Origin of the sequence: Enterococcus sp. AZ063, from assembly GCF_051715045.1 — a bacterium.
Classification (GTDB): domain Bacteria; phylum Bacillota; class Bacilli; order Lactobacillales; family Enterococcaceae; genus Enterococcus_D; species Enterococcus_D casseliflavus.
In genome coordinates this window covers 1,850,714-1,876,897 of record NZ_JBIOTA010000001.1, presented here as the reverse complement: position 1 = coordinate 1,876,897, position 26,184 = coordinate 1,850,714, and the positions used below count along the sequence as shown (strand labels likewise).

24 protein-coding genes are annotated in these 26,184 nt (G+C 43.5%); 21 read left to right on the top strand and 3 right to left on the bottom strand.

Annotated elements, in window-relative coordinates; all coding sequences use genetic code 11:
• Positions 1-71 precede the first annotated feature (71 nt).
• The 3 genes from IGK61_RS08670 to IGK61_RS08660 all read left to right on the top strand — a co-directional run bounded on the left by IGK61_RS08670 (position 72) and on the right by IGK61_RS08660 (position 1,425).
• Positions 72-731 carry an HD domain-containing protein gene (locus tag IGK61_RS08670; protein ID WP_005226139.1) on the top strand — a complete coding sequence of 220 codons (660 nt, stop codon included), beginning with the start codon at positions 72-74 and terminating at the stop codon, positions 729-731.
• An 83-nt stretch (positions 732-814) separates the two neighbouring features.
• Positions 815-1,195 carry a hypothetical protein gene (locus IGK61_RS08665; protein WP_005226138.1) on the top strand — a complete coding sequence of 127 codons (381 nt, stop codon included), beginning with the start codon at positions 815-817 and terminating at the stop codon, positions 1,193-1,195.
• On the top strand, positions 1,192-1,425 hold the full coding sequence (locus IGK61_RS08660) for a hypothetical protein (protein ID WP_010748385.1): 234 nt from the start codon (positions 1,192-1,194) through the stop codon (positions 1,423-1,425). The genes IGK61_RS08665 and IGK61_RS08660 overlap by 4 nt, the downstream gene beginning before the upstream one ends.
• Before the next feature lie 156 nt (positions 1,426-1,581).
• On the opposite strand, the gene IGK61_RS08655 is transcribed toward IGK61_RS08660, so the two are convergent.
• Positions 1,582-1,908 (bottom strand): hypothetical protein, encoded by a 327-nt coding sequence (locus tag IGK61_RS08655; protein ID WP_010748384.1) that lies wholly within the window; start codon positions 1,906-1,908, stop codon positions 1,582-1,584.
• 93 nt (positions 1,909-2,001) lie between these two features.
• On the opposite strand from IGK61_RS08655, the gene IGK61_RS08650 reads away from it, so the two are divergent.
• The gene (locus IGK61_RS08650; protein ID WP_074535775.1) at positions 2,002-3,165 is read left to right on the top strand and encodes a VanZ family protein; all 1,164 of its coding nucleotides are present in this window, start codon (positions 2,002-2,004) and stop codon (positions 3,163-3,165) included.
• A gap of 58 nt (positions 3,166-3,223) precedes the next feature.
• Positions 3,224-4,570, top strand: coding sequence for a DEAD/DEAH box helicase (locus IGK61_RS08645; protein WP_005226134.1), 1,347 nt, complete (start codon positions 3,224-3,226; stop codon positions 4,568-4,570).
• A 37-nt stretch (positions 4,571-4,607) separates the two neighbouring features.
• On the opposite strand, the gene IGK61_RS08640 is transcribed toward IGK61_RS08645, so the two are convergent.
• Complete coding sequence (locus IGK61_RS08640; RefSeq protein WP_074535776.1) at positions 4,608-5,045, bottom strand: GNAT family N-acetyltransferase; 438 nt, start codon at positions 5,043-5,045, stop codon at positions 4,608-4,610.
• A 70-nt stretch (positions 5,046-5,115) separates the two neighbouring features.
• On the opposite strand from IGK61_RS08640, the gene IGK61_RS08635 reads away from it, so the two are divergent.
• The 4 genes from IGK61_RS08635 (at position 5,116) to cls (ending at position 12,072) form a co-directional block, all read left to right on the top strand.
• Complete coding sequence (locus tag IGK61_RS08635) at positions 5,116-6,168, top strand: DUF7278 family profilin-like fold-containing protein (RefSeq protein ID WP_074535777.1); 1,053 nt, start codon at positions 5,116-5,118, stop codon at positions 6,166-6,168.
• 350 nt (positions 6,169-6,518) lie between these two features.
• Positions 6,519-9,161: an alanine--tRNA ligase gene (gene alaS / locus IGK61_RS08630; RefSeq protein WP_074535779.1), complete on the top strand. Its 2,643-nt coding sequence runs from the start codon at positions 6,519-6,521 to the stop codon at positions 9,159-9,161.
• A 277-nt stretch (positions 9,162-9,438) separates the two neighbouring features.
• Positions 9,439-10,581, top strand: coding sequence for a cation diffusion facilitator family transporter (locus tag IGK61_RS08625; RefSeq protein WP_074535780.1), 1,143 nt, complete (start codon positions 9,439-9,441; stop codon positions 10,579-10,581).
• Between the two features lie 24 nt (positions 10,582-10,605).
• Positions 10,606-12,072 (top strand): cardiolipin synthase, encoded by a 1,467-nt coding sequence (gene cls, locus IGK61_RS08620; protein ID WP_015509734.1) that lies wholly within the window; start codon positions 10,606-10,608, stop codon positions 12,070-12,072.
• On the opposite strand, the gene IGK61_RS08615 is transcribed toward cls, so the two are convergent.
• Positions 12,052-12,468, bottom strand: a complete 417-nt coding sequence (locus IGK61_RS08615) for a ribonuclease HI family protein (RefSeq protein ID WP_005226128.1) — start codon at positions 12,466-12,468, stop codon at positions 12,052-12,054. The two genes, cls and IGK61_RS08615, sit on opposite strands and share 21 nt — an antisense overlap.
• A gap of 65 nt (positions 12,469-12,533) precedes the next feature.
• Between IGK61_RS08615 and IGK61_RS08610 the strand changes: the two genes are divergently transcribed.
• From IGK61_RS08610 to carB, 12 genes are all read left to right on the top strand, one after another.
• Positions 12,534-12,944 carry an EbsA family protein gene (locus tag IGK61_RS08610; protein WP_074535782.1) on the top strand — a complete coding sequence of 137 codons (411 nt, stop codon included), beginning with the start codon at positions 12,534-12,536 and terminating at the stop codon, positions 12,942-12,944.
• A gap of 209 nt (positions 12,945-13,153) precedes the next feature.
• Positions 13,154-14,824, top strand: a complete 1,671-nt coding sequence (locus IGK61_RS08605) for a formate--tetrahydrofolate ligase (RefSeq protein WP_074535783.1) — start codon at positions 13,154-13,156, stop codon at positions 14,822-14,824.
• Positions 14,825-15,052: 228 nt separating this feature from the next.
• Entirely contained in the window at positions 15,053-15,460 is a 408-nt protein-coding gene (locus IGK61_RS08600; protein ID WP_074535785.1) for a hypothetical protein, read from the top strand.
• Positions 15,453-16,160: a CBS domain-containing protein gene (locus IGK61_RS08595; protein ID WP_074535786.1), complete on the top strand. Its 708-nt coding sequence runs from the start codon at positions 15,453-15,455 to the stop codon at positions 16,158-16,160. The genes IGK61_RS08600 and IGK61_RS08595 overlap by 8 nt, the downstream gene beginning before the upstream one ends.
• Positions 16,157-16,642: a signal peptidase II gene (lspA, locus tag IGK61_RS08590; RefSeq protein ID WP_005226122.1), complete on the top strand. Its 486-nt coding sequence runs from the start codon at positions 16,157-16,159 to the stop codon at positions 16,640-16,642. The genes IGK61_RS08595 and lspA overlap by 4 nt, the downstream gene beginning before the upstream one ends.
• On the top strand, positions 16,626-17,534 hold the full coding sequence (locus tag IGK61_RS08585) for an RluA family pseudouridine synthase (RefSeq protein ID WP_074535788.1): 909 nt from the start codon (positions 16,626-16,628) through the stop codon (positions 17,532-17,534). Before lspA ends, IGK61_RS08585 begins: the two co-directional genes overlap by 17 nt.
• 243 nt (positions 17,535-17,777) lie before the next feature.
• Positions 17,778-18,314, top strand: a complete 537-nt coding sequence (gene pyrR, locus IGK61_RS08580) for a bifunctional pyr operon transcriptional regulator/uracil phosphoribosyltransferase PyrR (protein WP_005231374.1) — start codon at positions 17,778-17,780, stop codon at positions 18,312-18,314.
• Between the two features lie 19 nt (positions 18,315-18,333).
• Positions 18,334-19,614: a solute carrier family 23 protein gene (locus tag IGK61_RS08575; RefSeq protein WP_005235990.1), complete on the top strand. Its 1,281-nt coding sequence runs from the start codon at positions 18,334-18,336 to the stop codon at positions 19,612-19,614.
• 47 nt (positions 19,615-19,661) lie between these two features.
• Positions 19,662-20,588, top strand: coding sequence for an aspartate carbamoyltransferase catalytic subunit (locus IGK61_RS08570; protein ID WP_005235988.1), 927 nt, complete (start codon positions 19,662-19,664; stop codon positions 20,586-20,588).
• A gap of 36 nt (positions 20,589-20,624) precedes the next feature.
• A complete protein-coding gene (locus IGK61_RS08565) occupies positions 20,625-21,908 on the top strand; it encodes a dihydroorotase (RefSeq protein ID WP_074535789.1) in 1,284 nt (427 codons plus the stop codon).
• Position 21,909: 1 nt separating this feature from the next.
• Positions 21,910-22,989, top strand: coding sequence for a carbamoyl phosphate synthase small subunit (locus IGK61_RS08560; RefSeq protein WP_005235984.1), 1,080 nt, complete (start codon positions 21,910-21,912; stop codon positions 22,987-22,989).
• Position 22,990: 1 nt separating this feature from the next.
• Positions 22,991-26,176 carry a carbamoyl-phosphate synthase large subunit gene (gene carB, locus IGK61_RS08555; protein ID WP_074535791.1) on the top strand — a complete coding sequence of 1,062 codons (3,186 nt, stop codon included), beginning with the start codon at positions 22,991-22,993 and terminating at the stop codon, positions 26,174-26,176.
• Positions 26,177-26,184 lie beyond the last annotated feature (8 nt).

The following is a 26,184-nucleotide window of genomic DNA, read 5'->3' as shown; positions in this document are numbered from 1 at the left end:
TCTTTTCCTTTTGTATCAAACACCATCGAAAAAAGAAGGCTAGCTGCTTTCATATCGAAAGAAGGAAAAAAATGAAGGAAGAATACAATGTTGCCGATCTTAGCAAAGTAATTGCTTATGCCGAAAGTATTCTGGGGAATGATTACACAGGACATGGGTTTGATCATGTCAAACGAGTGGCTGGGTTAAGTCAAGCCATCATTGATGCCGACGAATTGGCAGTTGATTGCTTTGTCGTACAGGCGGCAGCCTATCTCCATGATACGGTGGATGACAAAGTTGTGGCGGATGTCACAGCGGCGTCTAATGAAGTGCGAGCTTGTTTGACCACAGCGGGAGCCAGTGAAGCACAAACGAAAGAAATTTTTTCTATTATCGAGAATCTGTCTTTTTCAAAAGAACTTTTGCAAGGCGCGCAAGTTGTCTCAGTAGAAGGCCGCGTCGTTCGTGATGCAGATCGTCTCGATGCTTTAGGTGCGATCGGTATTTTACGGACGAGTTATTTTGGTGGCAGTCATCAACACCCGATCCATGTCAGTGACTTAGCCCCAAAGACGTTTCAAAATCATGAAGATTACCGAAAAGGAACGACGGTGATCAATCATTTTTATGAGAAACTATTTTTGCTTCCTGAAAAGATGACCACGGCGTATGGCAAAAAAGAAGCCCAACGACGTGTGGCTTTCATGAAGGATTTTTTAGAAGAATTCTATGCAGAGTGGGATGTTTAACTTTGTTTAGAGTTTTTTAAACTGAAATTCGATTATTTCCTTTTTCCTCCATTGTTCTTTATAATAATAAGTACAAAGGAGGGATGGAAATGTACTACCAACAGGCATTACAACCGAATGAACTATTGCCAGCGATTTCCAATTCAGGGGAATGCTTTTTTGTCATTCGGGCTGAGCTACCCATCCGGCAATATCAAATCGCAGTCTATCTTTACGACGATCAATTCTTTTTGTTGCAAGATGATCGCTTGTTTGATCAAATCGACCAAATCTCTAGTGAAACATTAGGGGATGAAGAAGAGATTTTACCATTTATCGAAGAAGCGCTGGAAGAAAACCATTATTTATTAGTGGAAAAAGCGTTTATTCGTTTAGATCTATCTACTTTACAAAAGATGACCGATCTTACTAGTTTCGATATCTTGTTTTATGAATTTTTTGACTCATGGGGGGAAGAAGGATGAAACGGACTGAATACGTAACGCTACAAGACCAAACATTGATCGACCTATTCCAGCAGTTAGGAGAGGATGTTTCGAATCTCGAGCTGATCGATGAAGAAAAGAATATCGATGTGGTGGTTGTGTCGAATAGTGATTGGCAATATTTATTGGAGCAAGTCAATGATGATGTGAAAGAGTCTTTTGCTGATACCTCAGAGACAGACCTGGATGAAGAACTAGCCGACGAATAAACCTTTTTTTAGTTGATAAACTGTTTTACTACGAAAGTGGCGGATGGATCTTTAGAAGGGGTCTAGCAATCTAGGCAGCTTACCAAAAAAATACGAAGCGATCTCATTTCCCGTCAAGAGGAGCAAGATCAATTCGTATTTCTAGGTAAGTTGTTTTTATTTTGTCCGCAGACGAACGTTTTTGACTTTTAAATAGCCGCGAATCAAGTTGACAATCAGTAAAAGAATGCCCACAATCAATGGAATCGCTAATAAGTAAGGCGAGTAAAGGTGGGTTTCTTGCACGTGTTCAAGAGATGTTTTCTCCACTTCATTGATGGCTTGTTGAATGACTTGTAAACTAAATCCTGTCAGAAAACCAGCAATGATGAAAAGGACGAAGCCTAAATAGGGAATATCGGAAGACCGGCGAAAAAGAGCAAAAGCTGCATATAAAACCAAAAGGAATGCCGGTACGCCAAAGGCAAAATAGGGATTTAACATGGTTTTTTAACCTCCTTTTCTTTTATGATACTCCAAAATTTACGTTTTGGGAAATAGCGTGTAAGATAAAAAGAAAACGTGAAGGAGTTCTTTATGTCCGCTTATATTACCCCAATAAAGGTTGCCTTGCTGGTTTTTCCTTTCCTAGCATTGGCGATATCAATGATTTTTTTTGTTATCCAATATCGAAAATACGGTCGTTTTATCTTGTCACGCGCACTGGTTCTGTATTCATTTGTCTTCTATTTATTGTGCGCCTATTTCTTAGTTATCCTACCATTGCCCTCGATCGAAGAGGTAGCACAGATGACTGGTCCTAAGATGGAATTGCAGTTAGGGGCATCGTGGCAACATTTTGTCCAACAGACCGTCTTAAACATTCACGATCCGCAAACCTATCTTCCCGCTATGAAGCAGGGGGTCTTCCTTGAGCCACTCTTTAATTTATTGTTGACCTTACCATTTGGGGTCTATTTGCGTTATTACTTCAAATGTTCCTTTTTAAAAACACTCGTTATTACGTTTTGCTTGACGTTGTTTTTTGAATTAACGCAGTTGACGGGACTGTATTTTATTTATCCTCGTCCGTATCGCTTATTCGATGTCAATGATCTCTTTGTCAATACAGTTGGAGGGCTTGTGGGCTGGACGATCGCCCCACTTTTTACGTTCTTATTGCCATCAAGGGAAGAGATGGATGCGGATTCTTACGCCAAAGGCACTCGGGTGACTGTGACACGAAGGGTGTTTGCTTGGTTGATCGACTGGGGAATACTGAAAGTGGTCAGTTTTATTGTGGTGATCGCTGTTCGTTTGCTCACTCAACAGACGGTACGGGACTTTAGTGGGGACTATTGGTACTTTGCTCTTGAAGTGTTGCTGTACTTTGTGTTGTTGGCTTACCTTGCCAAAGGACAAACGATTGGAAAAAAACTCGTACGAATCAAAATCATGCAAGAAGGCCGTGAGCGTGTCAGCTTGGGGGCTTTATTGAAACGCTATGGTTTGTTTTATCTGATTTATGCCAGCATCAGTCGGGTCAATATCTTTTTCGCACCGTTTCTTGAGTCCAACAATCTGCTGCTTTTAGTCGTTAGTTTGTTGATGGTAGTTATTTTTGGGTTGATCCAGTTTGGTTTTTACTTGAATCTCTTGTGGGCAGCAATAAAAAAAGAAAGCCGCTTTTTCTATGAACGCCGCAGTGCAACGTATACTATCAGTACGATCGATCATCAATCGATTACAAAAGAAAGTTAGGAAAACAAGGCAACATATGCTATAATCCAAAGGATGCTAAAAGAAAGAAGGTGTTTGAATGTCTTTTGAGTCATTTAAATTTCAACCATTTATTTATGAAGCACTTGCTGATAAAAAGTTCTCTAAGCCAACAGAAGTGCAAGAAAAACTGATACCTGTTATCCAAAAAGGACGCAGTGTTGTAGGGCAATCACAGACCGGAAGTGGTAAGACCCACACATTTTTACTGCCATTGATGGATAAAATCGATGCCGAAAAAGATGAAGTGCAAGTAGTGATCACTGCACCGAGTCGTGAATTAGCCACGCAAATCTATCACGCCGCAAAACAAATCGGCGGATTTCATGATCCTGAAATTCGAGTGTCAAATTTCGTCGGAGGAACGGATAAGCAACGTCAATTAAGCCGTCTGCAAAATCAACAGCCCCATGTCGTGATTGGGACACCTGGTCGTATCCTGGATATGATCAACGAACAAGCGTTAGGGGTTCACACTGCCAATGTATTTGTCGTGGATGAAGCAGACATGACCTTGGATATGGGCTTTTTAGAAGAAGTCGATCAAATTGCGGGACGTTTGCCTGAGAAACTACAAATGCTGGTTTTCTCCGCAACGATTCCAGAGAAATTGCGCCCATTCTTGAAAAAATACATGGCCAATCCATTGATCGAAGAAATCAAATCGAAAGCAGTCATCTCTGATACGATCGAGAATTGGTTGATTTCTACCAAAGGGAAAAATACCAATAAATTGATCTACCAATTATTGACTACAGGCCATCCCTATCTTGCCATCGTTTTTGCCAACACGAAGAGCCGTGTGGATGAAATTACGGATTACTTAAAGGAACAAGGCTTAAAAGTAGCGAAGATCCACGGCGACATCAGTCCTCGTGAAAGAAAACGGATCATGCGCCAAGTGCAAAATTTGGACTACCAATATGTTGTCGCAACAGATTTAGCTGCGCGAGGAATTGATATTGAAGGGGTTTCTCATGTCATCAATGCTGAGATTCCAGCTGATTTAGACTTCTTTATCCACCGTGTTGGTCGGACCGGTCGAAACCAAATGGATGGGACCGCGATCACGTTATATGATCCAAGCGATGAAGGAGCAATCCAAGCCATCGAAGATTTAGGGGTTGTTTTCCAACCGAAGGAAATCAAAAATGGCGAGATCGTTGCGACTTACGATCGGAATCGTCGGCAAAAGCGGGAAAAATCTCGTGACGAATTAGACCCAACCTTGATTGGCTTAGTCAAGAAAAAGAAGAAAAAAATCAAGCCTGGCTACAAGAAAAAAATTCAATGGGCTGTTGATAAGAAGAACAAAGAAAAACGGAAGATCGAACGTCGTCAAACGACTCGAACCGCCCGCAAAAACAAGAAAAATTCGAATAGTTAATGGTTACCAAAACAGCAGTCATGTAAGGGGTGTTCTCTTACTTGACTGCTGTTTTTAATTGTTTGGTCATTTCTACACACAATACACCATCTTCAGTATAGGGCTCGGATTTTTTTTGATACCCACAGGATTCATAAAACGCACAAGCGTCGATCTCTGCGGATAACACTGATTGGAGGGCACCCTCTTGGACACCACGCATTTCGAGATAATGCAATAATTTGGTGCCGTATCCTTGGTGCCGATAGGCCTTGGCTACGCAAAAGCGATCAGGTTGCAGAGTGTTCGGTGAAGAGAATTGATAGCGAATGGTCGCGATCGGGATGCGTCCATCTAGCCAAAGAAAGTATGGGCAAGATTGGTCTTTTTCATCAAATTCCCATTCTATAGGGATGTGCTGTTCTTCCACAAAAACGGCTTGCCGCAGGGCGAAAACCGCTTGTAGCATCCACGGACTGCGTCCAAAATAAAGCATCAGTCGTTTTCCTCCTTTTTCGTGGTATACTCGTTATATAGTAATTGTAGCAGATGAGAGGAGAAATGACGTGGATTTTTTTGAGGCGTTACAATGGTCAAATTGGAAGACACTGTCCTTTGAAATCAAAGAACAGCTGATCCAGCAAATTTTAATGTATTTTGTCAGTCCTTTAAAGGAGATCACCGATGTCCATTTTAGTCAGTTGACGTATGCAGGGTTGAAATGTGCGACCTTTGAATTAACGATCGATGGCGAAGACTTTGTCTTTATACCAGGGAACTCTGAGGCGATCTTAGGTTGGGATCTCGGTGTGCAAGGATTACCAGCTACTTGCTGGAGTAAAAATTGGCAGTCAGCCCCCAACGAGATCATTCGCCAGCTGGAAACAATCTATGAGTTAGAAACCAGCCAGGATTGGGGGATTTTTGTCAATGAGTCTACGAGCCCTTTGCGCAAAGCTGTGATTGATCCTATGCTAGTCCAAAAAAGTTCTCTGCCTGCTGGCGCAAGGTATATCGGGCAGTTAAATACAATCACTGGGGAGTTTCACGGGTTAGTCGATCAATTCAGTGTTTTCGAAAAAGAGCTAAAGGCACAATTCACAGCACCAGCGTCCTTTGAGGAAAGCTTGCGTTGGGAATTACCCGCTTTTTACCACGAAGAGAATCGCTATTTTGCTGCACTAGAGCCGTTATCGGAAACCTATCAGTTATTTACCCACGAATCCGTCAGTCAAACAGAATTGAAACAGCAGTTAGATAAACAAGGCTTTCAGCTACTATCAGAGGATCAATGGGAATACGTTTGCGGTGCTGCGACTCGGCGACTTTTTCGCTGGGGCAATGAAAAGTCCTGCGACGATGGTGTCTCTTTGTCAACCGCTGAATTGCTTGAACCGAATTTATTTGGCTGCACCTATGGGCTTGCGGATGCGTGGGAGCTGACAGATGGCTTGTCTTTAAAAATGGAGAACTGGCAGATTTGTGGGCATCCTTTATTCGATGCCTTGCCATATGCCAGTTATTACCGTTCACGGAAAATGCTGCAGCCAGATCAAAAGCTTTCTCCGCAAAGCTATCGTTACCGCAAAGCGATTCTGATCAACAAAGAACGGATTTGAGGATTGACTTTTTCGACACATTTCCTTATACTTTGAATGACGAAGGATATGGTCGGTTTGATGATTCATTACAGAAAGTTTTTCATTGCTGAGAGAAAAACATGAATTCAGACGGATTGCTCCCTTTGGTGCTCAACTGTAGCAGAAATGTTGCCGTCCACTCCGCGTTAACGAGTCTAAGAGGTAATGAGTCACATCATTGCAAGCAAGGTGGTACCGCGTATCGACGTCCTTGCTCTGCAATGGTGTTTTTTTTCGTCAAAATGACTCGACAGGCATAAGAGCGCCTTACCAGCAATTTTGTCAGCCCCTGTATCTTAAGCGAACACAGAAGAAAGTAGGAGAATAACGTGAAACAATTATCCAGTGCAGAAGTACGCCAAATGTTTTTGGACTTCTTTCAATCAAAAGGTCATTCAATTGAACCAAGTGCGTCCCTTGTCCCAGTCAACGATCCAACCCTATTATGGATCAATTCAGGAGTGGCAACGCTAAAAAAATATTTTGATGGCAGTGTTGTTCCTGAAAACCCAAGAATTACCAATGCGCAAAAATCGATTCGGACCAACGATATTGAAAATGTTGGGAAAACAGCGAGACACCATACGATGTTTGAAATGCTAGGCAACTTTTCGATCGGCGATTACTTTAAAAATGAAGCGATTCATTGGGCCTGGGAGTTTTTGACATCACCAGAATGGATGGCTTTTGATCCAGAAAAATTATATGTCACGGTTTATCCAAAAGACACAGAAGCAAAACGGATCTGGGCAGAAGAAGTCGGCTTGACACCAGAGCATATCGTTGAGATTGAAGACAACTTTTGGGACATCGGTGCAGGACCATGTGGACCAGATTCAGAGATTTTCTATGACCGTGGTCCTGAGTTTAATGACGTAGCGGAAGATGATCCCGAAAACTATCCTGGTGGCGAAAATGAACGCTATTTGGAAATCTGGAATCTGGTCTTTTCAGAATTCAATCATCAACCAGATGGCTCCTATGAACCACTACCACATAAAAACATTGATACGGGGATGGGGCTGGAACGAATGGTTTCCATCGTTCAAAATGCACCAACCAATTTTGAAACAGACTTGTTTCTGCCGATCATTAATGCAGTGGCAGATTTAAGCGGTCGTGTGAACTACGGCGACAGCAAAACGACAGATATCTCCTTTAAAGTGATTGCAGACCATATCCGCGCGCTTTCTTTTGCGATCGGCGATGGGGCACTTCCTTCAAATGAAGGCCGTGGCTATGTTTTACGTCGTTTATTACGTCGTGCAGTCATGCATGGGAAAAAATTAGGGATCGATGCTGCCTTCTTATACAAATTAGTACCGATCGTTGGCGAGATCATGGAAAGCTACTATCCTGAAGTACTAGAGCAGCAAGAATTTATTGAGAAAGTGATCCGCAACGAGGAAGAACGTTTCCATGAAACCATCAATGAAGGGTTAGATATTTTAAATCAAGTGATCGCCCAAGTAAAAGCAGACGGTCAAGATACGTTAGCTGGTCAAGATATTTTCAAATTGTATGACACTTACGGCTTCCCAGTTGAATTGACAGAAGAAGTGGCGGAAGACGAAGGGTTGAAAGTGGACCACCAAGGGTTTGAACAAGAAATGGATGCACAACGTGCCCGTGCTCGTGCAGCTCGACAAACGGAGCTTTCAATGGGCGTACAATCCGCTTTATTGACAGATATCAAAGTAGACAGCCGTTTCGTTGGCTATGATTCACTTGAAGCAAACAGCGAATTATTAGTGATCATCCAAGACGAAGCGTTACATGATTCTGTTTCGACAGGTGAAGCAAAACTGATTTTTGCCGAAACACCATTTTACGCAGAAATGGGTGGACAAGTTGCGGACACAGGCACGATCGTAGCAGAAGATGGTACGATCGTAGCGGAAGTGACGGATGTCAAAAAAGCACCGAACGGTCAGTTCTTGCATACTGCTACAATCAAAGCGCCACTACAAGAAGGCATGAACTATTTCTTACAAGTGGATCAGCATCGTCGCAATAAGATCATTAAAAATCATACAGCGACTCACTTATTGCATAAAGCCTTAAAAGAAGTATTGGGCAGCCATGCGAACCAAGCAGGTTCATTAGTTGCTCCAGGACATTTGCGCTTTGACTTTAGTCATTTTGGGCAAGTGACCAGCGAAGAGCTGAGCCAAATGGAACAAATCGTAAACCAGAAAATTTGGGAAGCTCTTCCTGTTGTGACGATCGAAACGGATATCGATACCGCAAAAGGCATGGGAGCGATGGCACTCTTTGGTGAAAAATATGGGCATGACGTTCGCGTCGTCAATGTTGCCGATTGGTCGATCGAATTATGTGGGGGAACCCATGTAGCAAATACGGAGGATATCGGTATTTTCAAAATCGTTTCTGAATCAGGGATCGGTGCTGGTGTTCGTCGGATTGAAGCAGTGACTAGTCAAGAAGCTTATACGTTATTGCATGAAGAAGAAGCGCAATTAAAAGCAATTGCAGGGATCGTTAAATCCGCCCAATTAAAAGAAGTCGTTGCCAAAACAGAACAACTGCAAGCGCAGCTGCGTGAATTGCAAAAAGAAAACGAAGCTCTTGCCAGCAAGTTAGCAAACCAGCAAGCAGGGGATGTTTTCAAGGATGTCAAAGAAGTAAATGGTCTGCGTCTGATCACAGCAAAAGTGACTGTAAAGGACATGAACCAATTACGTCAACTAGCTGACCAATGGAAACAAAAAGACCATTCTGATATTTTAGTGTTAGCTACCGCGAATGATGGCAAAGTGAATCTTTTAGCTGCCATGAAGAAAGCAGCCAACGAAAAAGGATTGAAAGCGGGCGATTTGATCAAAGAGATCGCACCTAAAGTTGGCGGCGGCGGTGGCGGCCGTCCTGATATGGCACAAGCCGGCGGGAAGAATCCAGAAGGAATCGCAGCAGCACTTGAGACAGCAGCAGCGTGGTTAGCTGCCAAGTAAGCACACTATGGTTGAATCTATACCCGCGAGTTCCTTTCCTTTAAGAAGATAGGTGAAAGAGGAGCGTAGGTCTTTAACACATTCCTTTTTTGAACGAAGATGACGGAGGGGGAGACCCTTCCGTTATCTTTTTCCTTTTTTCCTACGTGTTATCTGAAAATGCGTTTGATAATTGAAGGGAATTCGCTTTTTTTTTCGAAAAAACGATACGAATAGTTGTTTAATTGAATTCCTTCGGGGTAAAATAAGAAAGATGGTTTTTTGAGAGGGTGATGATTTGCTAAACTTTTTTTTAGATCGTAGCAAAAAAAATGGTGTCTACGAACGTACAGCCATCGGGAAGTTAGCAGGCAGCCTCGGGTTGCTTTCCAACCTACTATTATTTGCTGGGAAATTTATCATTGGCTTATCTGCCCAGTCTGTTTCGATTATGGCAGATGCCATCAACAGTCTTTCAGATACCGCTTCGTCTATTTTAACATTGATCGGTTTTCGGATCTCTGCGAAACCAGCCGATAGTGAACATCCATATGGTCATGAGCGATTTGAAGCCATCAGTGGGTTTGTAGTATCTTTGATCATCACGTTTGTTGGCGGCCAATTTCTCATCAGCTCTGTGCAACGCATCATGGAACCGACGAGTATCCGTCTTTCCCCACTATTGTTTATCGTTTTGGTCTTATCGATTTTGATCAAAATCTGGCAGGGAGCGATGTACCGCAAACTGGCGAACCTGATCGGCTCTCAAACACTTAAAGCCAGCGGACAAGACAGTCTCAACGATGTGTATACAACGGGGGCAGTTTTGTTTTCAGCGACGATCGAGTGGCTGACTGGCCTACGTATCGATGGCTTTGTCGGCTGTCTGATTGCCTTGTATATTTTGATTAGCGGAATCAAAATGATTCGTTCCTTTATCAACGAATTATTAGGGGCACGCCCAACCCAAGAAGAAGTAGCTGCCATGGAGCAACGCTTGGATCACTATCCGACGATTCTCGGTTACCATGATTTACTGGTTCATAATTATGGACCGAAAAATCGCTTTGCTAGTGTGCATATCGAAGTGGATGAAACGTGGTCTTTACGAGAAGCGCATGAGGTGATTGATGCGATTGAACAAGATTTTCGCCAATCTTTAAAGGTCGACCTGGTCTGTCATCTTGATCCAGTACCAATTCAAGATCAGCAGTATCGGCATTTAAAAAAAGAAGTGTCAAAGATCATTCGCTTCGTTGACCCACAGTTACGGATGCATGATTTTCAGGTCAAAGGAGATCTGTTGGCTTTTGATTTAGTGATTCCCGCAAAATCGGCGTATAGTGATCAAGAAATCGAAGAAATGCTGAAACAAAAAATCAAAGAAACACTAGGGGACTATGAATTGAAGCTTGCTTTCGATCACAGTTACCTATTATAGGGTTACAGGATATAGGAGGAAACTATGATAAAAATGGATATGAGCATGATTTCCACAGTATTATTGGCACTTTTGTTTATTAATACGATCGCTGCCTTTATTACTGTTTTTCGGAAACCACGCTCGATTGCAAGTGTCTTTGCTTGGATGATGACGTTGGTATTCATCCCCGGCATCGGGTTCTTGTTGTACTTGTTTTGTGGTCGGGGGATCGACGGAGAAATTATTTATAAATTTAGTGAGCACCACCAAAGTAGGATCAATGAGTTGAATCAAATCATCAAAGTGCACAATTATTCTTTTCCTGAACATCCTTACTCAGATGACAATCATCTATTAGAGCGCTATTTTAAGAACCTTGATGAATCGCCCTTGACGAAAGGAAACAAAGTAGAATTTTATACAGATGGAAAAGAAAAATTTGCAGCATTGTTTGAGGACATGAAGCAAGCAGAAGATAATCTGCATGTGGAGTATTATTCGTTTTTTAATGATGAGATCGGTGGCCAATTCTTGTCAATCTTGATCGATAAAGCCCGTGAAGGTGTTGAAGTGCGTTTGGTCTATGATCCATGGGGGTCACCGAAGGCCAATCGGAAATTCTTTCAACCGTTGATTGATGCCGGTGGAAAAGTCGTGCCTTTCATCACTTCGAAGAACCTAATCCGCAACACACGATTGAACTACCATCTACATCGAAAAATCGTTGTGATCGACGGTCAAATCGGATGGACTGGCGGCTTTAATGTCGGCGATCAGTATTTAGGGAAAAAGGCCAAATTTGGCTATTGGCGAGACACCCATGCGAGAATCGTAGGTACTGCCAGTTTTACACTACAAGAGATTTTTATTCGTGACTGGAACGCATCTGTAAAAAGAGAAGAGGATCAGCTGGAATACGAGGATCGCTACTTTATTCTACCGCCGAAAGAGCGATCTGGAAATGTTGATTTGCAGATCGTCGCTGATGGGCCGGAAAGTGAGACCCAAATTCTCAAAGGCGGTTTTGTAAAAATGATTTTGGCTGCCAAAGAATCGATTTGGATCCAAACGCCTTATTTGATTCCCGATGACAGTATGATGAATGCATTAGAAATTGCGATTCACTCAGGTGTAGACGTCCGAATCATGATTCCATGTATGCCGGATCACCCATTTATTTACCGGGCAACGCAGCATTATGCCAATTACTTGCATCGTCGTGGTGCAAAAATCTACATCTATAACAACGGTTTCCTCCATGCGAAGACGGTCATGATGGATGATACCATTAGTTCCTTTGGGACGACGAATCAAGACATTCGGAGTTATGCCTTGAATTTTGAAGTCAATGCCTTCGCCTACGATCACGATGTCACGCAAACGTTGAAAGGCTTCTTTGAAGAGGATATGGCACAATCAACATTACTGACGGATGAAATTTTGGCGAAGCAATCTTACTGGTTGCGCTTCAAACAAAACTTCTCTCGGTTATTGTCTCCGATCCTTTAATTTCATCGCTTTTGCTAATCCTTGGCGTGCCAAATGGTCGGCACCTTTGTTTTGACTCTCAGGGACCCATTGGATGATTGCTAAAGCGAACTGTTTCAACAAGTATTGAATTTCTGTTAAATAATCAGAAAAAGCAGGGTTTTTGGTATAATTCTTGTCGATGGTCTGCGCAACGACTTTGCTGTCGGTATAGAGCATAATTGTTTGTTCCTGTAAACCTTTGTCAATCAGCAGCTGCAACGCGTTGACCATCACAGCGAACTCTGCTTGGTGGTTGGTTGAATCAGGTAGCGGAAACGCAATTTGTTCATGCAGATCAGTACCGACAATGACGATTCCACCGCCACTAGGGCCGGGGTTGCCTTTCGTGGAAGCATCAAGATAAACTTTTAACATTGTCTCACCCTTTTTTGATATGATAAAGATAGTATACTAGAAATTTTATGTTGTGAGGAACTTTTATGAAGCGTAAATTGTATTGGCAACCGGAAGCTGCTACAGCGATCATTTATTGGTCGTTTACTATGATGATATTATTTATCAGTTTGATTCTTTCGTTAGAAAATACCAGACCTTATTGGAAAAGCAACCTCGTATTAGCCGTCTTTTTCTTTTTTGTATGGTTAGGGATTCACCGAAGCATGCTCATCAGAAATGATTTGCTCCTGATTCGCTATGCGCGCTTATGGAAGAAAAGCCTTATTTCTTTACCTGAGATAGAAAAATGGCAAATTATAAACCGTTTAATAAGCATTACCGATCATCAAAAAACATATACCTTCACGTTGCGTAAAAAAGATGTGGCATGGTTAGAAACTTTTTTTCAAGAAAAAATCCCTGAAAAAAGGGTGCAGGTCGAAACCAACGAGTAATTCATAGGAATCTAGAAAGCAGCGATCACTCCTTTTGGCGTTACAGCCTTAGGAGGGACGTTGTTTTTTGTTTACATTAAGGATTCGTGAAACTTCTTGTAAAAGTGTGAAAAATCTCTCTTTCTTTCTGAATAAAATCAAGTATAATAAGAGCATAGCAAACAAAATACATTTTAAAGTGCTAAATAGTTCGTGAATTGAGGGTAAAAATGAAATCAGATATCGAAATTGCACAAGAATCAATGCCTAAACCGATTATTGAAATTGCTGAACCACTTGGTTTAACAGGCGATGACCTGGAACTTTATGGCAAGTATAAAGCAAAAATCGAATGGTCGGCAATCAACGAAAAAGCAAACAATCCGCTGGGTAAACTCATTTTAGTCACAGCGATCAGTCCGACACCCGCTGGAGAAGGCAAGTCAACCGTGACCATTGGACTTGCAGATGCGTTAAATCAAATCGGCAAGCAAACCGTCATCGCCTTACGTGAGCCATCTTTAGGACCAGTAATGGGCATCAAAGGCGGCGCCACCGGCGGCGGCAAAGCACAAGTGTTGCCGATGGAGGATATCAACTTACACTTCACTGGCGATATACATGCGATCACAGCAGCAAACAATGCCTTGTCTGCATTGATCGACAATCATATCCAGCAAGGCAATGAGTTGGGGATCGACGGACGTCGGGTCACATGGAAACGGGTTGTCGATTTGAATGATCGAGCGTTACGACAAGTGATCGTCGGTCTAGGGGGACCGTTACAAGGCGTTCCCCGAGAAGACGGTTTTGACATCACCGTTGCTAGTGAAATCATGGCGATTTTGTGCTTGGCAACAAGCATTCATAATTTAAAAGAGCGATTAGGAAAGATTTTAATTGGTTATTCTTTTGAGAAACAACCGATTTACGTAAAAGATCTGGCGGTCCAAGGTGCTTTAGCCTTACTTTTAAAAGATGCCCTCAAACCGAATCTCGTTCAAACGATTGAAGGAACCCCTGCGCTGATCCATGGCGGACCTTTTGCAAATATCGCTCATGGGTGTAATAGTGTCATCGCAACCGAGACGGCTTTGCACTTAGGCGAATACACGGTGACCGAAGCTGGGTTTGGTGCTGACTTAGGGGCAGAGAAATTTCTTGATATCAAAACACCGAACTTATCAAAGGCACCAGATGCGATCGTAGTAGTAGCGACGATCAGAGCACTGAAGATGCATGGTGGGGTCGCTGTGGCTGATTTAGGGACAGAAAACTTAAAAGCATTAGAGTTAGGCTTCAGTAATTTAAAGCGACATGTTGAAAACATGCGTAAATACGGGATTCCAGTTGTCGTTGCGCTTAATGAGTTCTCACAAGACACCGAAGCGGAGCGAACATTAGTCGAAACCATGTGCCAGAAAATCGACGTCACCATCGCACGGACAGCCGTTTGGGCAGACGGTGGTGCAGGTGGAACGGATTTAGCAAAAGCAGTGGTTCAAGTAATCGAGGAAAAACCTGCCAACTATCAACGCTTGTATACCGACGATTTGCCTTTAGCGGATAAAGCTTCTTTGATCGTGCGGGAAATCTATGGCGGGGCAGAGGTTGAGTTTGCGCCGAAAGCCAAGGCACAGTTGCAAAGCTTCAAAGAACAAGGCTGGGATCAGCTGCCGATCTGTATGGCAAAAACCCAGTATTCCTTTAGTGATGATCCAAAGCGATTGGGCGCACCAGATGACTTTACAGTAATGATTCGCGAATTCGTGCCAAAATTAGGGGCTGGCTTTATCGTAGCCTTGACTGGTGCCGTGATGACGATGCCAGGATTACCGAAGAAACCTGCCGCCATCAATATGGACGTGACTTCTGATGGCCAAGCGATCGGTCTTTTTTAAAAGAGCTATCACAAACAAAGAAGGCATTCGCGGCATTTGAAACGGAAAAACGGAAAGAGATGACTTGAAAGGACGGGTGCAAGCGGCATTCGTCTTTTTCTCGTTCATTAGACGTGATGGAAGATAAAAGTAGGGATTCTTGTTATAATAATCAAGGAAGCAAGCAAAAGTCTATTTTCTTTCTTTTGATAATCAAGTATACTTAACCAATTGAGGTGATCTTTGTCAATGGAGCTACAACTAACTAGGAGGACTGGTTTTTATGGAATGGGCAGTCCCTTGGAGGTCATGCAAGGAAAAAAAAGAATCGCTGCCATCAATCATCAGCAAACGATTTTTTTGGCGCTGGCTGAGCAGACGCCGATTCGTGTGCGCATGTTTTTTTTAGAAAGTCAGCCTTTTCATTTACCAAAAGACCAATCAGCGCTCAAGCTGGAGGTCGTGATGAATCCTGCGCTTAAAAGAATATATATCGGCTTTTATTTAAGCCTTTTTCTCATGATGGGGGTATTGGGCTTATTATCCATCTCCCTTTACTCGTTGCTTTTTGTCGGTGTGTATTTAGTGGCATATTTTGTCTTTGTTTTGATTTATTTAAAAAAAGCGTATCTTATCAAGGAGGTTCCTCATGGCTAGTGGTGCAGATCAATTTTTGAGCAGTTTTAATCGAATCGAAAAGCGGCTTCGTGACGAATTGGATAATCCGCGGAATATGGGTTTTTCTGAAATGGTTCGTCGCTTGTCAAAAAGCAAAAATATCAATGTCAGAAGAGCAGAAGATGATCTATTACAAATGGCTCAGCTGCGCAATGCCATCGTACATGAAAAAATCGGAGAAAACTTTGTCATTGCAGAACCGAATGAATGGGTTGTCAATCGCATCCAAGAAATTGAACGCTCCTTACTGGCACCTGAAAAAGTCATGCCGCGTTTTGCGAAACGAGTGACTGGTTTTGAAAAGCACCTGCCATTACCAGAGTTATTGAAAATCGTTGCCCAAAAGCGCTATTCACAATTTCCGATCTATGATAATGGTCGATTTTTGGGATTGATCACCTTGCGGATGCTGGGATACTGGTTAGCGAAAGAAAGCCTCCATGGTGAAATCAAGTTGGCAGGCAGAATGGCAGATGAATTATTAGCAGGAGATGGGAAACGATCGAATTATTGTTTCGTGTCGGCTGAAACGACCATCGTAGAAGTGGAAGAATTGTTTCAAAAAAATGCCCTGCTTGAGGCGGTTTTGATCACCAAGGATAAAAATCCGAATGGAAATCTCTTGGGCATCATCCGTCCGCGAGATATTTTTAAAGAAGAAAGAGTGGAAAATTTATGATCGCGTTGTTTTTTTTGTTAAGTGCTGTTGTCATTGGCTTGGATCAATGGCTGAAAATTTGGATCGTTGCCAATTATCAACTGGGTGAAACACATTCTCTGATCGACAATGTGTTGTCCCTGACCTATCTTCAGAATACGGGCGCAGCTTGGAGTATTCTAGAAGGAAAAATCACCTTTTTTGCGATCATCACCGTTATCGCGGTTGCTGTTGTTGTTTACCTATTGTTTCGCTACCAAAAAAGCAGTCTATGGTTTCGTTTCGGACTGGCGTTTGTTCTAGGTGGGGCGATCGGTAATTTTATCGATCGGTTGCAGCATGGCTTTGTGGTCGATATGTTCCAGCTTGATTTTATCAATTTCCCAATTTTCAATATCGCTGATATGTCATTAGTGTTCGGGGTGATCTTGATTTTTATTTATGCACTGGTAGATGACGAAGCAAAAGGGAAACAAGGAGAATCAAATGGAAAAGCAAATTGAAGTAATCATTAAAGAAGAAAAAGGGCGGGTCGACAAAGTGTTGGCTGAACGCTTGCCAAATCATAGTCGGTCACAAATCCAGCAGTGGCTAAAAGAAGATGCGGTCACATTGAAGGGCGAAACGGTTCGGGCAAATTATAAGGTAAAAGCAGGTGATCACTTGATCATCCAAGTACCAGAACCTGAAGTTGTAGACTTACAACCAGAAAATATTCCTTTGACGATCGTCTATCAAGATGCTGATGTGGCAGTCATCAACAAGCCGCAAGGGATGGTGGTTCATCCATCCGCTGGGCATCCCAATGGCACCTTGGTCAATGCGTTATTGTACCATATGGATGATTTATCCACGATCAATGATGTTGTTCGGCCAGGAATCGTTCATCGAATCGACAAAGATACGTCGGGTCTGTTAATGATCGCCAAAAATGATCAGGCACATGAGTCGTTAGCGAAACAATTGAAAGACAAAACATCGTTACGCAAGTACGTAGCATTGGTCCATGGCAATATCAGCCACGAAAAAGGCACCATCAATGCACCGATCGGCCGCTCGAAAGTTAATCGGAAAATGCAAGCCGTGATCGAGAATGGCAAACCCGCAGTGACTCATTTCACCGTGTTGGAACGCTTTGATCAATTTACCTTGGTGGAATTGCAATTGGAAACTGGAAGAACCCATCAAATAAGAGTCCACATGCAGTACATCGGTTTTCCGCTAGCTGGCGATCCGCTATATGGACCTAAGCGCACGCTAAAAGGCAATGGGCAGTTTTTACATGCCAAGCTTCTAGGCTTCACCCACCCAACAACAGGCGAGTCGCTGGTCTTTGAAGCGCCATTACCAGAGCTGTTCGCGGACACGTTAAAAAAATTGCGAAAAAATGATTGATTTTTTTGTGTGAGAACTGTATAGTAATTGTAACAACTAAATAGCTCCTTTAAATGTAGTCCCGTGAGGCTAAGAAGGAATGAGTAAGCAGACGACTCCCGCGTTGGAGATTCGAACCCTTACTAGATGATAACGTGTACCCAAAATCCACAGAATGGGATTTTAGGCAACGATCGGAAAACATGACTCCTACCTCAAGCAGGTAGGAGTTTTTTTATGTTCAAAATTAGGAGGGAATAACATATGGCAGCGAAAGAAGTAGTAGATGCAGTAACAATGAAACGAGCGTTAACGCGGATCACCTATGAAATTATTGAAAGAAATCGAGGCATTGATAACTTGGTGCTGGTAGGGATCAAAACCCGCGGCATCTATATCGCGCAACGAATAGCAGAACGTTTAAAACAACTAGAAGGCGTAGAAGTACCTGTCGGTGAATTGGACATCACCTTGTACCGAGATGACAAAAAGACAGAAGATGATCCAGAGATCCATTCATCAGACATCCCGACTGCCATTGATGGCAAAGAAGTCATCTTGATCGATGATGTCTTGTTTACAGGACGGACGATTCGGGCAGCTTTGGATGCCATCATGGATATTGGTCGACCAAAAAGAATCTCACTCGCCGTTTTAGTTGACCGCGGTCATCGTGAATTGCCGATTCGGGCAGATTTTGTTGGAAAAAATATTCCAACTGCTTTAAGTGAAGAAATTATCGTGGAGATGGAAGAATCCGATGGTTCTGACCGGATCATGATCAATAAAGAAAACGACTAGGAAGAAGAGTGACAGCAACATGCAGAAGCAAGAATTTCGTAATCCAGACGCAGTTTTAGACATCAAAGATCGGCCCAAAGCACTGCCTTGGTTAGGCCTAAGCTTACAACATCTTTTCACGATGTTTGGGGCAACCGTTTTAGTTCCGATCCTCGTTGGGATCAACCCCAGCATCGCTCTAGTTAGTTCAGGTATTGGAACATTGGTTTACTTGGTTACGACGAAAGGGAAGATTCCAGCGTATCTAGGCAGCAGCTTTGCGTTTATCGCAGCGATGCAGATGCTGATGAAATCTGACGGCTACCCAGCTATCGCACAAGGCGCCATCACGACTGGGTTGGTCTACGTGATCGTTTCGATGATCATTAAACGTGCGGGTGCTGCTTGGTTGGATAAGATCTTACCACCGATCATTGTCGGTCCTGTGATTATGGTGATTGGATTAGGGTTAGCCGCTAACGCAGCTCAGAATGCGATGTACAATGACTCAGTCTACGATTTCAAGTACATTCTGGTAGCCTTGGCTACCTTAGGATTAACGATTTTCTTCAATATGTTTCTGCGAGGGTTCTTAGGACTGATTCCGATCCTTCTGGGGATCGTGGGCGGATACTTGATCGCCTTAGCAGCGGGAATCGTCGATGTACAGCCCATCATTGACGCCAACTGGTTTGGCATGCCGAGCTTCGAGATTCCCTTCATTAACTATGAACCAAAACTGTATCTGAATGCAATCACTACGATGGCGCCGATCGCTTTTGTTACCATGACCGAACATATCGGTCATCTGATGGTCTTGAACAAATTAACGAAGCGGAACTTTTTTGAAGAGCCAGGCTTGAACCGAACACTATTGGGAGATGGGTTTGCTCAAATTGCAGCCGGTCTCGTTGGGGGCCCCCCAGTGACAAGTTACGGAGAAAACATTGGGGTTTTAGCAATTACACGCGTCCACAGTGTGTTCGTTATCGGTGGTGCAGCAGTTCTAGCCATCGTACTAGGCTTCGTTGGAAAACTAAGCGCATTGATCTTAAGTATTCCTGGTCCAGTCATCTCAGGGATCAGCTTCCTGCTCTTTGGCGTCATCGCTGCCAGCGGGTTGAAAATTTTGATCGACAACAAAATCGATTTTGATCGTAAGAAGAATTTGATCATTGCGTCAGTGATCCTTGTGGTAGGAATCGGCGGTCTTGTCTTCACGGTCGGTACCTTCACATTATCCGCAATGGCGTTAGCAACTGTCCTAGGGATCTTCTTGAATCTTATTTTACCTGACAGCTCTCGCAGCGAAGAAAAATAACTTGTGCCAACTCATCGTTTAAACAGAATCAAAGGAGGAATTCATTCATGATTATTCAATCCGAAAGAATCAGCTTAAAGCATCTTTTGACGGTAGAAGCATTGACGGACCGTGAAGTGATGGGACTCATCCGCAGAGGACAAGAATTCAAAAGAGGGGCGAAATGGATGCCCCAAAAAGAACAATATTTCGCAACAAATCTCTTTTTTGAGAACAGTACCAGAACCCACAAAAGCTTCGATGTTGCTGAGAAAAAACTAGGGATCGAAGTCATCGAATTTGAAGCCTCCACCAGTTCTGTTCAAAAAGGCGAGACCTTGTATGACACGGTCTTGACGATGTCGGCTTTAGGTGTAGACGTTGCGGTCATTCGCCACGGCGATGAAAATTACTACGACGCTTTGATCCAAAGCAAAACGATCCAGTGCAGTATCATCAATGGCGGGGACGGCAGCGGCCAACACCCAACTCAATGCTTGCTAGATCTGATGACGATCTATGAAGAGTTTGGGCATTTTGACGACTTGAAAGTCGCAATCGTAGGTGACATCACCCACTCACGGGTCGCAAAATCAAACATGCAAATGTTGAAGCGTCTCGGAGCGAAAGTCTTCTTCTCAGGTCCAAAGGAATGGTATGACGAAGAATTTGAAGTATACGGTCATTGGCTACCATTAGACGAATTGGTCGCAGAAGTCGATGTTATGATGATGCTTCGTGTCCAGCACGAGCGCCATGATGGAACGGAAAGCTTTTCAAAAGAAGAATACTTAAAAAATCACGGGTTGACCGTCGAACGCGCCGCAAGAATGAAAGAGCATGCGATCATAATGCACCCAGCGCCGGTCAATCGCGATGTGGAATTGGCTGATGCCTTAGTTGAAAGCTTACGCTCACGAATCATCACACAGATGTCCAATGGCGTCTTTGTTCGAATGGCGATTCTTGAAGCGGTGTTGAACGGTAAGGCCTAACAGGCAAAAAGGAAAGAATTAGAGGAGGAAGTTTACATGAAAACACTCATTAAAAACGGTAAAATCATCAAAAAAGACAATCACTGTGTTCCTGCAGCAATTTGGATCGAAGAAGGAATCATTCGCGGGATCGGTACAGCATTTCCCGAAACAGATTTTGACGAAGTCATCGATGCCAAAGAGCAATTGATCACGCCAGGTTTAGTGGATGTTCATGTACACTTCAGAGAACCAGGCTTTGAATACAAAGAAACAATTGAAACGGGCAGCATGGCAGCAGCTCGCGGTGGGTTCACGACAGTTTGCGCAATGCCAAACCTTGACCCAGTTCCCGATACACCGGAAAAATTAGCAGCTGTTTACGAAAAAATCAACGCAGATGCGTCAATCAATGTCTTACAATACGCCCCGATCACCGAAAACTTGCGCAGCGAAACGTTGACGGATGCAGCTGGAATGAAAGCCGCGGGGGCATTTGCCTTAACAAATGACGGTGTCGGGGTTCAGACTGCTGGCACAATGTATTTGGCAATGAAGCAAGCCGCCGAAAATGACTTGGCCTTGGTTGCCCATACAGAAGATGATTCCTTACTCTTTGGCGGCGTGATGCATGCTGGTAAAAAAGCAGAAGAACTTGGACTACCGGGGATCTTGAGTGTAACGGAAGCTTCTCAAATCGCTCGTGATGTACTTTTGGCGGAAGCAACGGGTGCTCATTACCATGTCTGCCATGTCTCGACCAAAGAAAGTGTTCGAGTGATCCGAGATGCCAAAAAAGCTGGTATCCATGTGACAGCCGAAGTTTCTCCTCATCATTTACTTCTAATCGATGAAGATATTCCTGCCGATGAAGGCTTTTGGAAAATGAACCCACCGTTACGTGGGCAAGAAGACCGTGAAGCGTTGATCGAAGGTCTGCTGGATGGCACGATCGATTGTATCGCGACGGATCATGCCCCACATGGCTATGAAGAAAAAATGCAAAGCTTTTTAAAAGCACCATTTGGCATCGTCGGATCAGAATATGCCTTCCAATTGTTGTACACTCATTTTGTCAAAACAGGACGCTTTACCTTGCAACAACTAGTGGATTGGATGACCGTGAAACCAGCATCAATCTTTGGTCTAAGCGCCGGAACGATGATGGTCGGAGACAAAGCCGATCTCGCGATTTTTGACTTAGAATCAGCTTATAACGTGGATCCTAAGCAATTTCTATCAAAAGGAGTCAATACGCCTTTCGGTGGATGGACGTTATATGGGGATACAAGTTATACATTTGTAAATGGAAAATTAGTATGGCAAAAAGGTGGGCAATAATATGAAACGTTGGCTTATTTTAGAAGATGGAACATACTTTGAAGGCGAAGGCTTTGGTGCCAGTATCAATGTTTTTGGTGAGATTGTTTTTACCACCAGCATGACGGGCTATCAAGAAGCCATTACGGATCAAAGCTTTAACGGACAAATCATTACGTTTACGTATCCGATGGTTGGAAATTACGGCGTCAACCGAGACGACTACGAATCAATTTCACCGACTTGTAAAGGGGTCGTTGTGAAAGAACACGCGCGTCTAGCGAGCAATTGGCGGAAACAGCTGACGTTAGATGAATTTTTAAAACGCAAAAATATTCCAGGGATCGCAGGAATCGATACACGCGCGCTGACAAGAAAGATCCGTCAACATGGGACCATGAAAGCGAGTATCGTTGATGCAGGAGATGTCTTTGACCATGCCTTTGATCAATTAAAAGCGGCGGTTTTACCAACCAATCAAGTGGCACAAGTTTCTACCTCAAAACCTTATCCAAGTCCTGGAACGGGTCGCAATATCGTGGTCATCGACTTCGGCTTGAAGCACAGTATTTTACGGGAGTTGTCACGCCGCAACTGCAATTTAACGATTTTGCCATACAATACGACAGCGCAAGAAATTTTAGACCTCGCACCAGATGGTGTAATGCTGACAAATGGACCGGGTGATCCTAAAAGCTTGCCAGAAGCAATTAAAATGATACAAGGGATTCAAGGCAAGGTACCGATCTTCGGGATTTGTTTAGGCCATCAGCTCTTCTCATTAGCGAATGGGGCAGATACCTATAAAATGAAATTCGGTCACCGCGGATTAAACCATCCGGTAAGAGAGATCGCCACTGGTCGGATCGATTTTACCTCACAAAACCATGGCTTTGCTGTGGATGAAGCATCCATCGATCCAGAAAAACTAATGGTAACCCACGTCGAAGTGAACGATGGCACGATCGAAGGGGTTCGTCATCGCCGCTACCCAGCATTCAGTGTCCAATACCACCCAGATGCGGCACCGGGCCCGCATGATGCAGTCCACTTATTTGACGAATTTTTAGAGATGATCGATGCATGGAAGGAGCAGAACTAATATGCCAAAACGTACAGATATCAAGAAAATCATGGTTATCGGTTCTGGACCGATTATTATAGGACAAGCGGCAGAGTTTGATTATGCTGGTACACAAGCTTGTTTAGCATTACGAGAAGAAGGCTACGAAGTGGTGTTAGTCAATTCGAATCCCGCAACGATCATGACGGACAAAGAAATTGCTGACAAAGTCTACATTGAACCAATCACATTTGAGTTTGTCTCACGGATTTTACGTAAAGAACAACCTGATGCAATTTTACCGACATTAGGTGGACAAACGGGCTTGAACATGGCGATGGAATTAGCCAACTCAGGTATTTTGGATGAATTAGGAATTGAGTTGCTAGGAACCAAATTAGCAGCAATCGACCAGGCAGAAGACAGAGATCTATTCAAACAATTAATGGAAGAATTGGATCAACCGATCCCAGAATCCGAAATCGTGTCAACGGTGGAAGCAGCAGTTGATTTTGCGAAAAAAATCGGCTTTCCAATCATTGTTCGTCCAGCATTTACGCTAGGGGGAACGGGCGGCGGCATGTGTAACAATGAAGAAGAACTTCGCCAAATCGCTGAAAACGGCTTGAAGCTCTCGCCAGTGACCCAATGCTTGATTGAACGGAGTATTGCTGGATATAAAGAGATCGAATATGAAGTGATGCGAGATTCTGCTGACAACGCGATCGTCGTTTGTAATATGGAAAACTTCGATCCAGTCGGTATCCACACCGGCGATTCCATCGTCTTTGCGCCGAGCCAAACTTTGTCAGACCATGAATACCAAATGTTACGGGATGCCTCATTAAAAATCATCCGCGCGTTAAAAATCGAAGGTGGCTGTAACGTTCAATTGGCGCTTGATCCTCATAGCTTCAACTACTATGTCATTGAAGTAAATCCACGGGTCTCACGTTCCTCTGCGTTAGCAAGTAAAGCTACAGGGTACCCGATTGCCAAACTGGCAGCGAAAATTGCCGTCGGTTTAACATTGGATGAAATGAAAAATCCAGTCACAGAAACGACGTATGCAGAATTTGAACCCGCCCTTGACTATGTCGTCGCAAAAATTCCTCGCTGGCCGTTTGACAAGTTTGAAACTGGGGAACGTCGATTAGGAACACAAATGAAAGCGACTGGTGAAGTGATGGCGATCGGTCGTAATATTGAAGAGTCATTATTAAAAGCCGTTCGTTCATTGGAGATCGGCACACACCATATCGAAATGAAAGAATTAGAAGCTCTTTCTGACAATGATCTGATGGAAAAAGTCATCAAGGCGCAGGATGATCGCCTATTCTACGTCATGGAAGCCATCCGAAGAGGGTACACCATCGAAGATTTGAACGAAATGACGAAAATCGACTTGTTCTTCTTGGATAAGATGCTTCACATCTTTGAGATCGAACGAGCATTAGCAAACGAACCACAATCCCTTGATGTGTTGAAAAAAGCCAAGCAAAATGGCTTTACGGATAAAAAGATTGCTGAGCTGTGGGAAACCACGGAAGCTGAGATCCGTACGCTGCGTCATGAGCAAAAGATTTTGCCCGTCTACAAAATGGTAGATACATGTGCCGCCGAATTTGAATCTGCAACACCTTATTTCTACAGCACCTATGAGTTTGAGAATGAAAGCAAGCGCAGTGAAAAAGAATCTGTTCTTGTCCTAGGTTCTGGACCGATCCGAATCGGACAAGGGGTGGAGTTCGATTATGCGACAGTGCACTCGGTGAAAGCGATCCAAGCTGCTGGCTATGAAGCGATCATCATGAACAGTAATCCTGAAACGGTTTCGACTGACTTTTCTATCTCCGACAAGCTGTACTTTGAACCATTGACCTTAGAGGATGTCTTACACGTCATCGATTTGGAACAACCCATTGGGGTCATCGTCCAATTTGGCGGGCAAACGGCGATCAACTTAGCAGAGCCTTTAGTAAAAGCTGGGGTCAAAATCTTAGGCACCAGCATTGAAGATCTTGATCGTGCCGAAAATCGTGATCTCTTTGAGCAAGCATTACAAGCGCTAGATATTCCGCAACCACCAGGGGATACAGCGACGAACGAACAAGAAGCGATCGCCATCGCTCAAGAAATCGGCTATCCTGTTTTAGTCCGCCCAAGTTATGTCTTAGGGGGACGTGCGATGGAAATCGTGGAAAACCAAGCCGATTTAGAAGATTATATGCGTCATGCAGTGAAAGCATCACCAGAACATCCTGTCTTGGTCGATCGTTACTTGGTCGGTAAAGAATGTGAAGTCGATGCTATCTGTGACGGCAAAACTGTTTTGATTCCTGGAATCATGGAACATATCGAGCGTGCAGGGGTCCATTCAGGAGATTCAATGGCGGTCTATCCACCGCAAAATCTTTCGGATGAATTAATTGCAACGATCGAAGAATATACCAAACGCTTGGCATTAGGTTTAAATTGTATCGGTATGATGAATATCCAATTTGTCATCCATGAGAACAAAGTGTATGTCATTGAAGTAAACCCTCGTGCTAGCCGAACCGTACCATTTTTAAGCAAGGTAACAGAGATCCCAATGGCACAAATTGCCACGAAGGCGATTCTCGGAGATGAGATCACAGCGTTAGGTTATCAAGACGGACTTGCGCCAACACCAAATGAAGTACACATCAAAGCACCTGTCTTCTCCTTTACAAAACTTTTAAAAGTCGATACTTACTTAGGCCCTGAAATGAAATCAACGGGTGAAGTAATGGGATCAGACAAAGATTTGGCAAAAGCACTTTATAAAGCTTTTGAGGCATCAGGCCTGCATATTCCTGAATTTGGAAAAGCACTTTTCACCGTTGCAGACGAAAGCAAAGAAGAGGCCACAGCGCTGGCAGCGCGTTTCGTAGAGGTCGGCTTTACCTTATTGGCTACCAATGGAACCGCCGATTACTTTGAAGAAAAAGGACTACAAGTGACTCGGGTTGCCAAGATTTCCGAACAGCAAGCAGAAGAAACGGTTGTTGATTTGATCCGTAAAGGAACGACCCAAGTAGTAGTCAATACCATGGACAAAGATCGCCAAAATGCAACGGAAGACGGATTTATCATCCGCCGAGAAGCGGTGGAACATGGTGTACCGACCTTTACTTCTCTTGATACAGCGGATGCGATTCTAAAAGTGATGGAATCCCGCAGTTTTTCAACAAAAGCAATTTAACGCAGATA